This is a genomic window from Micromonospora sp. NPDC049799 (assembly GCF_040656655.1).
GTDB lineage: Bacteria > Actinomycetota > Actinomycetes > Mycobacteriales > Micromonosporaceae > Micromonospora.
Genome location: NZ_JBFAMU010000131.1, coordinates 1 through 11590, shown reverse-complemented (window position 1 = coordinate 11590; position 11590 = coordinate 1). Strand labels below are relative to the sequence as shown.

The 11590-nt window shown below is 72.6% G+C and carries 12 protein-coding genes and 1 pseudogene; 11 read left to right on the top strand and 2 right to left on the bottom strand.

What is annotated here, in order from left to right:
- Positions 1–125: 125 nt before the first annotated feature.
- Positions 126–1232 (bottom strand): citrate synthase 2, encoded by a 1107-nt coding sequence (locus AB0I76_RS12970; RefSeq protein ID WP_357034035.1) that lies wholly within the window; start codon positions 1230–1232, stop codon positions 126–128.
- A gap of 269 nt (positions 1233–1501) precedes the next feature.
- On the opposite strand from AB0I76_RS12970, the gene pdxH reads away from it, so the two are divergent.
- The 7 genes from pdxH (at position 1502) to AB0I76_RS12935 (ending at position 7455) form a co-directional block, all read left to right on the top strand.
- Complete coding sequence (gene pdxH / locus AB0I76_RS12965) at positions 1502–2146, top strand: pyridoxamine 5'-phosphate oxidase (RefSeq protein WP_357034037.1); 645 nt, start codon at positions 1502–1504, stop codon at positions 2144–2146.
- Complete coding sequence (locus tag AB0I76_RS12960) at positions 2143–3426, top strand: MFS transporter (RefSeq protein WP_357034033.1); 1284 nt, start codon at positions 2143–2145, stop codon at positions 3424–3426. The genes pdxH and AB0I76_RS12960 overlap by 4 nt, the downstream gene beginning before the upstream one ends.
- A gap of 10 nt (positions 3427–3436) precedes the next feature.
- Positions 3437–4366 (top strand): aldose 1-epimerase family protein, encoded by a 930-nt coding sequence (locus AB0I76_RS12955; protein WP_357034031.1) that lies wholly within the window; start codon positions 3437–3439, stop codon positions 4364–4366.
- Between the two features lie 10 nt (positions 4367–4376).
- Positions 4377–4979: a nitroreductase family protein gene (locus tag AB0I76_RS12950; RefSeq protein ID WP_357034029.1), complete on the top strand. Its 603-nt coding sequence runs from the start codon at positions 4377–4379 to the stop codon at positions 4977–4979.
- A 136-nt stretch (positions 4980–5115) separates the two neighbouring features.
- Positions 5116–5421 (top strand): type II toxin-antitoxin system VapB family antitoxin, encoded by a 306-nt coding sequence (locus AB0I76_RS12945; protein ID WP_091593012.1) that lies wholly within the window; start codon positions 5116–5118, stop codon positions 5419–5421.
- A 21-nt stretch (positions 5422–5442) separates the two neighbouring features.
- Positions 5443–6603, top strand: coding sequence for an acyl-CoA dehydrogenase family protein (locus AB0I76_RS12940; protein WP_357034027.1), 1161 nt, complete (start codon positions 5443–5445; stop codon positions 6601–6603).
- A gap of 87 nt (positions 6604–6690) precedes the next feature.
- Entirely contained in the window at positions 6691–7455 is a 765-nt protein-coding gene (locus AB0I76_RS12935) for a DUF4230 domain-containing protein (RefSeq protein WP_357034025.1), read from the top strand.
- A 148-nt stretch (positions 7456–7603) separates the two neighbouring features.
- Here AB0I76_RS12935 and AB0I76_RS12930 read toward each other — a convergent pair whose 3' ends face one another.
- The gene (locus AB0I76_RS12930; protein WP_357034023.1) at positions 7604–7807 is read right to left on the bottom strand and encodes a PspC domain-containing protein; all 204 of its coding nucleotides are present in this window, start codon (positions 7805–7807) and stop codon (positions 7604–7606) included.
- A 479-nt stretch (positions 7808–8286) separates the two neighbouring features.
- Between AB0I76_RS12930 and AB0I76_RS12925 the strand changes: the two genes are divergently transcribed.
- From AB0I76_RS12925 to AB0I76_RS12910, 4 genes and pseudogenes are all read left to right on the top strand, one after another.
- Positions 8287–9657, top strand: a complete 1371-nt coding sequence (locus tag AB0I76_RS12925; RefSeq protein ID WP_357034021.1) for an L-serine ammonia-lyase — start codon at positions 8287–8289, stop codon at positions 9655–9657.
- Between the two features lie 34 nt (positions 9658–9691).
- Positions 9692–10519 carry an ABC transporter permease gene (locus AB0I76_RS12920; RefSeq protein WP_357034018.1) on the top strand — a complete coding sequence of 276 codons (828 nt, stop codon included), beginning with the start codon at positions 9692–9694 and terminating at the stop codon, positions 10517–10519.
- Entirely contained in the window at positions 10520–11269 is a 750-nt protein-coding gene (locus AB0I76_RS12915; RefSeq protein ID WP_357034016.1) for an ABC transporter ATP-binding protein, read from the top strand.
- A pseudogene (locus AB0I76_RS12910) lies at positions 11266–11590 on the top strand (CDP-alcohol phosphatidyltransferase family protein); the annotation flags it as partial. The gene AB0I76_RS12915 and the pseudogene AB0I76_RS12910, both read left to right, overlap by 4 nt.

The window sequence follows — 11590 nt, the reverse complement described above, 5'->3', positions numbered from 1 at the left end:
GGCCGGGTGGGGGGCCGGGGTGGGTGGGGGCGGGGTGGGAGCGGGTTGGCGGCGACCGGGACGGGCGAACCCCCGTCCCGGAGTGGGACGGGGGTTCGGAGGTGCTGCGGGACCAGGCGAACGGGTCAGACGCCGTGCGGAATGGCGTCCCAGCCCTCGACCTCCTGCGGCTTGCGGGGGCTGTGGCCGACGTACCGGGCCGACGGGCGGACGAGTCGCTGGAGGCGCTTCTGCTCCAGGATGTGCGCGCTCCAGCCGCCCATCCGGGCGCAGGTGAACATGGAGGTGAACATGTGCGCCGGCACCTCGGCGAAGTCGAGGACGACGGCGGACCAGAACTCGACGTTGGTGGCGAGCACCCGGTCCGGGCGGCGGGCCTGGAGCTCGGCCAGCGCGGCCTTCTCCAGCGCCTCGGCGATCTCGAAGCGCGGCGCGCCCAGCTCCTTGGCGGTGCGGCGGAGCACGCGGGCGCGCGGGTCCTCGGCCCGGTAGACCCGGTGGCCGAAGCCCATCAGCCGCTCGCCCCGGTCGAGGACGCCCTTGACGTACCCCTCGGCGTCGCCGCTGCGCTCGACGGCCTCCAGCATGCTGAGCACGCGGGACGGCGCCCCACCGTGCAGCGGGCCGGAGAGGGCGCCGATGCCGGAGGAGATGCAGGCCGCGGCGTCCGCGCCGGTCGAGGCGACGATCCGGGCGGTGAACGTGGAGGCGTTGAGGCCGTGCTCGGCGGCCGAGATGAAGTACGCGTCGACGGCCTTGACGTGGCGCGGGTCGGGCTCACCCCGCCAGCGCTTCATGAAGCGCTCGACGATCGTCTGCGCCTTGTCGATCTCCTTCTGCGGCACGGCCGGCAGGCCCAGGCCGCGGGCGGACTGGGCGACGAAGGACAGCGCGGTGACGGACACCCGGGCCAGGTCCTCGCGGGCCTGCTCGTCCGAGATGTCCAGCAGCTGGCTGAGACCCCAGTACGGGGCGAGCATGGCGACGGCCGACTGCACGTCGACGCGGATGTCGCCGGAGTGCACCGGCACCGGGAACGGCTCGGCCGGCGGCAGGCCCGGGCCGAAGCGCCCGTCGACGAGGAGCGCCCAGACGTTGCCGAAGGAGACCTGGCCGATCAGATCCTCGATGTCGACCCCGCGATAGCGCAGCGCGCCGCCCTCACGGTCGGGTTCGGCGATCTCGGTCTCGAAGGCTACGACGCCCTCCAGTCCGGGTTTGAAATCGGCCATGTCGCTCTCCTGGATCTGCTCGGTGCGCCAGCCCGGGCTCGGATACCCGGCCCAGCCGGGCGAGCGCCTTAGGCGACCCTCAGGGATGTGTTCGTGACATCTTGCCTGCTGGTTACGCAAGTGCGCGACCCGCTACCGCTGTGCTACACGCGACATCCCCGAATGGGCGACGGCCCCGGTCGTCGGTGAGACTGGGCGGTACGTGCTGGCCTGCGCGCAGGGCGGTGACCGGCCGGTGGGGGAGGAGCAACAACGTGACGGGGGACACAATGCCGCCTGCGGCGATGCGTAACGAGTACGCGGCGGACCGGGGCCTTTCCGAGGCCGAGCTCGCCGCCGACTGGCACACGCAGTTCGACCGCTGGTTCGCCGACGCGGTGGCCGCCGGACTGCCCGAGCCGAACGCCATGGTGGTCGGCACCGCCGATGCCGCCGGCCGGCCGAGCGCCCGTACCGTGCTGCTGAAGGGGTACGACCCCGACGGCTTCGTCTTCTTCACCAACTACGACTCGCGCAAGGGCGCCGAGGCGGCCGCCAACCCGTACGCCAGCCTGGTCTTTCCCTGGTTCCCGATGCAGCGGCAGGTGGTGGTGGCCGGCCGGGTGGAGCGGGTCGACCGGGCCGAGACCGAGGCGTACTTCGCCAGCCGCCCGCGCGGCTCCCAGCTCGGCGCCTGGGCGAGCACCCAGTCCCGGGTGATCCCGGACCGGGTGGCGCTCGACGGCGCGTACCGGGCGGCGGCCGAGCGGTTCGCCGACGTCGAGCCGATCCCCGCCCCGCCGCACTGGGGCGGCCTGCGGGTACGCCCCGAGTCGGTGGAGTTCTGGCAGGGGCGGGCGAGCCGGCTGCACGACCGGCTGCGGTTCCGTCTGGTCGGGCCCGACGAGTGGGGCGTGGAGCGGTTGGCACCGTGACGGACGTGAAGGACCGCCGGCGGAGCGCGGCACGCCGGCTGGCGATCGACCTGCGTCCCCTGTCCGTGCCCGCCTACCGGCGGCTGTGGCTGGGCAACACGGTGGCGTCGTTCGGCTTCCAGGTCACGGCCGTCGCGGTGCCGGTCGAGATGTACGCGCTGACCCAGGACTCGCTCTGGGTGGGCCTGCTCGGCGTCGCCGGCTTCGTACCCCTGCTGGTCTTCGGGCTCTGGGGCGGCGCGGTGGCCGACGCCCGCGACCGGCGCCGGGTGCTGCTCGGCGGTTCGGCGCTGCTCTGGGCTTCGGTGCTCGCGCTGCTGGCGCAGTCGCTGGTCGGCGCGGGCAGCGCCGCGCTGCTGCTCGGCCTGGTGACCGTGCACTCCATCGCGTTCGCGATCAGCTCCCCGGCGCGGTCGGCGATCCTGCCCCGGCTGCTGCCGCCGGAGCTGGTGCCGGCCGCCACCACGCTGAACTACACCACCTTCACCGCGGCGGCGGTGGCCGGGCCCCTCGCCGCCGGCCTGGTCCTCGCCGCCTTCGGCACCGGCGCCGGCCTGCCGGTGGCGTACGCCCTCGACGCGGTGCTCTTCACCGGGCTGGTGGTGGCGACCCTGCGGCTGCCCGCGATGCCGCCCGAGCCGCCGGCCGACGGCGAGGTCCGGCGCGGCGGGCTGGCCGGGATCGTCGACGGCCTCCGGTACCTGGCGACCACGCCGGTGCTGCTGCTCTCGTTCGCGATCGACCTGATCGCGATGATCCTGGCCATGCCGCGGGCGCTGTTCCCGGAGGTGGCCCAGGAGCGTTTCGGCGGAGGGGCGGCGGTCGGCTGGCTCTACAGCGCGATCGCGATCGGGGCGGTGCTCGGCGGGCTCAGCTCCGGCTGGATCGGCCGGCTGCGCCGGCAGGGTCTCGCCCTGGTGGTCGCAGTGGTGGGCTGGGGGCTGGCCGTCGCCGCGGCCGGCCTCGCCGGGCAGCTCTGGCTGATGGTGCTGCTGCTCGCCGTGGCCGGCGCCGCCGACCTGGTCAGCGCGGTGCTGCGCCAGTCGATGCTGCTGGTGTACGCCCCGGACCGGATGCGCGGCCGGCTCCAGGGCGTCAACATCGTCGTCGTCGCCGGTGGCCCCCGCCTCGGCGACCTGCGGGCCGGCGCGATGGCCGCCGGCTTCGGCGGTGGCGTCGCGTGGATCGGTGGCGGCCTCGGCGCGGCCGTGCTCGCGGTGGCGCTGGCGGTGGCCTTCCCGGCACTGCTGCGGTACCGGGCGACGGGCGTGTCCCGTTAAGGTCGCCGACATGGACAACCCCGACCAGCGTCCCCCCTCGGGCGCGCAGTGGACCATCTCCGCAGCCGGCCACGAGGCCGTCGTCGTCGAGGTGGGCGGGGGTCTACGGACCTACCGGCACGATGGCGTCGACTACCTCGACGGGTACGCCGAGGACGAGATCTGCCCCGGCTGCGCCGGGCAGGTGCTCGCCCCCTGGCCGAACCGGATCCGGGACGGGCGGTACGCGTACGGCGACCGGGAGCTGCAACTGACCCTCAGCGAGCCGGAGCGGGGGGTGGCGATCCACGGCCTGGTCAACTGGGTGTCGTGGTACCTCGTGGAGCAGTCGGCGGACGCCGTGACCGTCGGCTACGACCTGCCGCCGACCCCCGGCTACCCGTGGCCGCTCCGGCTGCGCACGCGCTACAGCGTCGGTGCCGACGGCCTCCGCGTCGCGCACGAGGTGACCAACACCGGCGGGGAGCCGTGCCCGTTCGGGCTGGCGGTGCACCCGTACCTGCGGCTGCCCGGTGTGGCGGTGGACGACCTGACGCTGGGGCTGCCGGCCCGCAGCCGGGTGCAGGTGGACGGCCGACTGCTGCCGATCGGGGTCAGCCCGGTGGCCGGGACGGAGTACGACTGGACCAGCCCCCGCCGGATCGGTGGGGCGCGGCTCGACATGTGCTTCGGCGACGTGATCCGGGACGACGAGGGCGGCTCCTCGGTCAGCCTGGCCGCGCCGGACGGCTCGTCCGGGGTGCGGATCTGGGCCGACCGGGAGTTCGGCTGGTGGCAGGTCTTCACCTCCGACGCGCTCACCGGTGAACGGCACCGCCGCTCGGTGGCGATCGAGCCGATGACCTGCCCGCCGGACGCGTTCCGCTCCGGCCGGGACGTGATCGCGTTGAAGCCCGGCGTCGGGTGGCGGGGCGTGTGGGGCGTACGGCCCGGGGCCTGAGGAGAGCGGCGTGGAGTTTGGTGAGGTGGTCCGGCGGCGCCGGATGGTGCGCAACTACGACCCGGATCGTCCCGTCCCGCCCGACGTGGTGGACCGGCTGCTCGACCACGCCATCCGGGCGCCCTCCGCCGGGTTCGCCCAGGGCTGGGGCTTCCTGGTGCTGGAGAGCCCGGAGGACCGGGAGCGGTTCTGGTCGGTGGCCACTCCGGGGGGTGGGGGCCGGGAACGCTGGCTGACCGGTATGCGGCGGGCGCCGTTGATCATCGTCCCGCACGCCAATCGATCGGCGTACCTGGAGCGGTACGCGGAGCCGGACAAGGGCTGGGCCGACCGGTCGACGGAGCGTTGGCCGGTGCCGTACTGGATCGTCGACACCGGATTCGCCGCCCTGTTGATGCTCCTCACCGCCGTGGACGAGGGGCTGGGGGCGTGCTTCTTCGGCATTCCCCCGCAGCGGACCGACGACTACCGCTCGGCGTTCGGGGTGCCGGAGGAGTACCAGCCCGTCGGGGCGATCACGGTGGGTTATCGTGCCCCGGACCACCGGTCACCGTCGCTGCGTCGTGGGCGTCGTCCGGTGGACGAGGTGGTCCGCCGAGGCCGGTGGAGCTGAGCGACTGCGCAAGGTTCGTCCGGGTTGAGAAACGGACGGGCGGTAGCGAAACTGACATCAGGGAGCAGAACGCGGTGTGCGGAGGGCGGCTACGCTGGCACGGTCATCGGTGCCGCGGGGAGGGGAGCGTGCCGTCGTGATCTTCAGAGCGGTCCGGGACGGGCGTCCCTACCCGGAGCACAACTTGACGCTCAAACAGTGGGCGGAGATCCCTCCGCGCCCGCTGCGCCTGGACCAGTTGATCACCACCAAGCGCGAGCTGGCGCTGGACAAGCTGCTCGCCGAGGACTCCACCTTCTACGGGGACCTGTTCCCGCACGTCGTGCAGTGGAACGGCGGCCTCTACCTGGAGGACGGGCTGCACCGGGCCCTGCGGGCGGCGCTCCAGCAGCGCAACCAGATCCACGCCCGGGTGCTCGTCCTCTCCGAGGCCGTGGAGTGAGTCTTCGTTAAGGTGGCCCGCATGAGCCCTCTGGACCTGCTCGACCTGGACGCGTCGCTCACCTCCGAGGAGCGGCAGATCCGCGCCGTCGTGCGCCAGCTCGTCGACGACCGGGTACGCCCGCACGTCGCCGGCTGGTACGAGGAGGGTCAGGTGCCCGCGCGGGAACTGGCCCGCGAGTTCGGCAAGCTCGGCCTGCTCGGCATGCACCTGACCGGGTACGGCTGCGCCGGCTCGTCGGCCGTCGCGTACGGGCTGGCCTGCCTGGAGCTGGAGGCCGGCGACTCCGGGGTCCGCTCGCTGGTGTCCGTGCAGGGGTCGCTGGCGATGTACGCGATCTGGAAGTACGGCAGCGACGAGCAGAAGCAGCGCTGGCTGCCCGCGATGGCCACCGGTGAGGCGATCGGCTGCTTCGGCCTGACCGAGCCGGACCACGGCTCCGACCCGGCGTCGATGGCCACCCGGGCCCGCCGCGACGGCGACGACTGGATCCTGCACGGCGGCAAGATGTGGATCACCAACGCGCCGGTCGCGGACGTCGCGGTGATCTGGGCGCGCACCGACGAGGGCGTACGCGGCTTCGCCGTACCCATGGACACGCCCGGTGTCACGGCGCGGGAGATCCGGCACAAGATGTCGCTGCGCGCGTCGGTGACCGGCGAGATCACGCTCGACGACGTCCGGCTCCCGGCGGACGCGCGGCTGCCCGGGGCGAGCGGGCTGAAGGCCCCGCTGAGCTGCCTGACCGAGGCCCGGCACGGCATCGTCTGGGGTGCGCTCGGCGCGGCCCGGGACTGCCTGGAGACCACCCTGGCGTACGCGACCACCCGCACCCAGTTCGGCCGGCCGCTCGCCGGGTTCCAGCTCACCCAGGCCAAGCTCGCGGACATGGCCGTCGAGTGGAACAAGGGCTTCCTGCTCGCGCTCCAGCTGGGGCGGCTCGCCGACGCCGGGAAGCTGCGCCCGGACCAGGTCAGCGTTGGCAAGCTCAACAACGTCCGGGAGGCGCTGGCCATCGCCCGCCAGTGCCGCACGATCCTCGGCGCCAACGGGGTGTCCGGCGAGTACCCGATCATGCGGCACGCCAACAACCTGGAGAGCGTGCTGACGTACGAGGGCACCTCCGAGATCCACCAACTGGTCATCGGGCAGAAGCTCACCGGGCTGTCCGCGTTCGCGTAATCCGTTCGGGTGGCTCGCCGAGCGGCTGTCGTACCGGGGTCGTAACGTCTGAGGAAGACGACGTGTCTGACGAGGACGGAGAGGGCCATGGCCCGCGACGCTGAGATCAACGAACCCACCAGGGAGTTTCCCGGCTACCCGACCGCCGACACGCTCAAGACCCGGTCGGAGGAGCCGCTTGAGCCCACCCCGGGCTCGCCGGCGCCGTCCGGTGGGCCGGCCCGCGGCCTGCTCTGGGTGCTCGGCGCGGCGGCACTGGCCGTGGTCGCGCTGCTCGGCGTGCAGGCCACTGGCCTGCTGCCCGACTTCCGCAACCCGTTCGCAAAGGAACAGACCGACCGCAGCCAACCGCCGCTGCTCCAGTCGATCCAGGACCTCAGCCGTTACGTCGCCGCCGAGGGCAACTTCCAGGTGGTCGTCGACCTCCAGAACGACCGCAACAACGTGCCGGACTGGCTGGTCAACGAGCGCACGCTCTTCGTCGGCGCGGGCAGCGTCGAGGCGTACGTCGACTTCGCCAAGATTTCCGAGGGCGCGATCGTCGAGTCGGCCGACGGGAAGTCGGTGGAGATCAAGCTGCCGGCGCCGCAGCTCGGCAAGACCAACCTCGACCTGGAGAAGAGCTACGTCTTCGCCGAGGAGCGGGGTCTGCTCAACCGCGTCGGCGACCTGGTCGGGGGCGACCCCAACCGGCAGCAGCAGGTCTACCAGCTCGCCGAGGAGCGGATCACCACCGCCGCCCGGGACAGCGGGCTCAACCAGCGGGCGGAGGAGAACACCCGCAAGATGCTGGAGGGGCTGCTCCGCTCCCTGGGCTACGAGAAGGTCACCGTCACCTACACCGCTCCCTGACCCAGCAACGCGACGGCGCCCGCCCCGGATCCGGGGCGGGCGCCGCCGCGTGTCTTCCCGACTCCCGCCCGGCAGTTTCAGGGAAACAGTGGCCATTCCGGCGGCGGAGGCAACAGTTTCCCTGAAACTGCGCCGGTCAGGGTGAGGATCAGTAGCGCATCGTGTAGCGGTCCTCGTTCGGCATGAGGGCCCACAGCACCAGGTAGACGATCACCTGGGTGCCGGGCAACAGCAGCGACAGCAGGAACAGCAGCCGGACGAACCCGGCCGACCGGCCGTAGCGCTGCGCCAGGCCGGCGCACACACCGGCGATCATGCGCCCCTGACGGGGACGAACAAGCCTGCGACTCATCGTCGTACTCCCACTCTGCGGCGGTCCGCCGCTCTGCAGTCAACGGTAGGAAGGGACGGCCACCTCGCCATCGGCCCCAGGGAGGATCGGCGGGCCGTCAACCCGTAGGTGCATACCCGGGAGTGCCACCCGCAACGCCTCCCTGACCGGCCCGCCCGCGCCGCCCCCCGGCCTCCACGATCGCGCTCGATCCATGAAATAGGCCCCTCCGAGACGCGGGAGGCCACTACTTCATGGATCAAGCACGCTCTTGGGCGGCGGGCGGCGGGCGGCGGGCGGCGGGCGAGCACGCTCTTGGGCGGTGGGCGGTGGGCGGTGGGCGGCGGGCGGGCGGGAGCGGGCGGGGGGTGAGCTGGGCGGGTAGGCTCGCTGGTTGGGCACCCACACCCCGGGCGTCCTACCGAGCCGCCCGGACCGGGACCGGCCATGAACCCGGCGAAACCTCGCACGACGAGGGGCGGCGGCGAGGAAGTGCAGACATGATCAGCGTTTTCGACCTCTTCAGCGTCGGTATCGGGCCGTCCAGCTCGCACACCGTCGGGCCGATGCGGGCGGCACGGACGTTCGTCGCCGGGCTCAAGGCCGACGGGCTGCTGACCGACACCGCCCGGGTACGGGCGGAACTCTTCGGCTCCCTGGGTGCCACCGGGCACGGCCACGGCAGCGACCGGGCGGTGCTCCTCGGGCTGGCCGGGGAGGCGCCGGAGACCGTCGACACCGACTCGGTGGACGCGCGGGTCGCCCGGATCCGGGCCGAGCGCCGTCTCGCCCTGCTGGACGCGCACGAGGTGGACTTCGACCCGGACCGGGACCTGGTGCTGCACCGCCGTCGGTCGCTGCCGTACCACCCCAACGGGATGACGTTCGCCGCGTACGACGGCGCGGGCACGGAGATCCGTACGCGGACGTACTACTCGGTCGGCGGCGGGTTCGTGGTCGACGAGGCGGCGGCCGGGGCGGACCGGATCAAGCCGGACACGACCCGGGTGCGGTACCCGTTCTTGACGGGTGGGCAGTTGCTCGACGTGACGCGGGAGACAGGGCTGTCGATCGGCGAGGTGATGCTCGCCAACGAGCTGTCCTGGCGTACCGAGGGTGAGGTGCGGGCCGGCCTGCTGGAGATCTGGCGGGTGATGCGGGAGTGCGTGGCGCGGGGTTGTGAGCGGGACGGCGTACTCCCGGGGGGTCTGAAGGTCCGGCGGCGCGCCGCGGAGCTGCGGAAGAGCCTGGACGCGGAGGTCGACGCCAGCGACCCGCTGCGCGCGATGGACTGGGTGACCCTGTTCGCGCTGGCGGTGAACGAGGAGAACGCGGCCGGCGGCCGGGTGGTGACCGCGCCCACCAACGGCGCGGCGGGGATCATCCCGGCGGTGCTGCACTACTACGTGCGGTTCGTCCCGGGCGCCTCCGACGAGGGTGTGGTGCGGTTCCTGCTGGCGGCCGGCGCGATCGGCGTGCTGTTCAAGGAGAACGCGTCGATCTCCGGCGCGGAGGTGGGCTGCCAGGGTGAGGTCGGCTCGGCCTGCTCGATGGCCGCCGCCGGGCTGGCGGAGGCGCTGGGCGGTACGCCGGAGCAGGTGGAGAACGCGGCCGAGATCGGCATGGAGCACAACCTGGGCCTGACCTGCGACCCGGTCGGCGGCCTGGTGCAGATCCCCTGCATCGAGCGCAACGCGGTGGCTAGCATCAAGGCGATCACCGCCGCCCGGCTCGCGTTGCGCGGCGACGGGGTGCACCACGTCTCGCTGGACAAGGTCATCAAGACCATGCGCGAGACCGGGGCGGACATGAAGGTCAAGTACAAGGAGACGGCACGCGGCGGTCTGGCCGTCAACGTGATCGAGTGCTGAACCCGGTCGCGGCCGTCTCGGGGCGGGAGGCGGCGTGACCTCTGGCGTCGGGGCGTTGTGGTCGCACCGCGACGCGCTGCGCCTGCTGGTCAGACGCGACCTGGCGGTGAAGTACCAGCAGTCGGTGCTCGGGTACCTGTGGTCGCTGATCGAGCCGCTGGGCACCGGGGCGATCTACTTCTTCGTCTTCGGCGTCCTGTACGCGCGGGACACCAGCCGCCACCTCGGGGACGCCGCCGACTCGTACCCGCTGTTCCTGATCACCGGGGTCTTCGCCTGGATGTGGGCCAGTTCGGCGCTGGGCGAGGCGGCCAACGCGCTCACCGGTCAGGCCCGGCTGATCACCACGATGAACATGCCCCGGCAGCTCTTCCCGATCGGCCGGGTGGTGGGCCGGGTCGCCGAGTACCTGGCCGGGCTGCCGATCCTGGTGGCGGTGGCCGTCGCGTACGCGGTGAACGGCCGGGTCGACCTGGGCTGGTCGGTGCTGGTGCTGCCGCTGGCGATCGCGGTGCAGGGCGCGCTGCTGGTCGGGCTGGCGCTGCTGCTGTCGGCGGTGAACGTGCTGATGCGTGACGTCGAGCGGTTCATGCGGCTGGTGATCCGGGTGCTGTTCTACGCGACGCCGATCATCTACCCGCTGAGCCTGGTCCGGGACTCGGACCTGCCCGGCTGGGTGAAGGTCTCCTACGAGCTGAACCCGCTGGTCGGGATCTTCCAGTTGCACCACGCGGTCTGGTACCCGGACGAGTTCCCGGAGGCGCGGTTGCTCGCCACCACCGTGGCCGGCAGCCTGCTGGTGCTGGCCGCCGGCTGGTGGGCGTTCCGCCGGCTCGAACCGGCCGTACTCAAGGAACTGTGAATGGCCGAGGCGATCATCGAGGCCGACGGGCTCGGCATCCAGTTCGTGCGGAACCGGCGGCGGCAGTTGCGGCTGCGCGAGTTCTTCATCCGACCCGGCGCGGGACGCGGTGCCGACGAGGGCCGGTTCTGGCCGCTGCGCGACCTGACCTTCACCATCGAGGCCGGGGAGACGGTCGGGGTGATCGGCCGCAACGGCACCGGCAAGAGCACCCTGCTGCGGTTGATCGCCGGCGTGCTGATCCCGGACGAGGGCAGGATCCGGGTCTCCGGTGACGTGGCGCCGCTGCTGGAACTGTCCGCCGGTTTCTCCAGCGAGCTGACCGGCCGGGAGAACCTGTACCTGGTCGGCGGCCTGCACGGGCTGTCCTCGGCGTACCTGCGGCGGCACTTCGACGAGATCGTCGCGTTCGCCGGTGAGCAGGTGGAGCGGGCCATCGACTCGTCGGTGCGGCACTACTCGTCGGGGATGAAGGTGCGACTAGGCTTCGCGATCATCTCGCACCTGCCGCACCGGATCCTGCTCATGGACGAGGTGACGGCGGTCGGGGACGCGGAGTTCCGCCGGAAGTGCTATGCGACGATCGATCGTCTGCTCGGGGAGGGGCGCACGCTGGTGCTGGTGTCACACAACGAGAACGACCTGACCCGGTTCTGCCGTCGGGGGTTCTACCTCGACGCGGGCCGGTTGACCGTGGACGGGACGGTCGGCGAGGCGCTGGACGCGTACCACGGAGCGGTGGAGCGGTGACCCTCGCGATCGTGCTCGCCGCCGAGCCGCACGCCACGCCGGCGGACCGCCTCGTGGACCAGTGCCGGCGGGCCGGTGCGAGCGAGGTGCGCCGCGCCGCCGACCTGGACGAGCTGGCGACGTTCGCGGAGGCGGCCACTGGCCCAGTGCTGGTCGCCGGCGCCGACCTGGTCGCGCACACCGCCGTGCTGCGGCACCTGGCCACCAGCCCGGTCGGGCCGACGGTGGCGCTGGTGCTCACCGACCCGCCTTCGCACGGCCGCACGGCGGTCCGCGAGGAGCGCGGCCAGGTGGTGGCCGCCGGTCCGGCCGACGAACTGG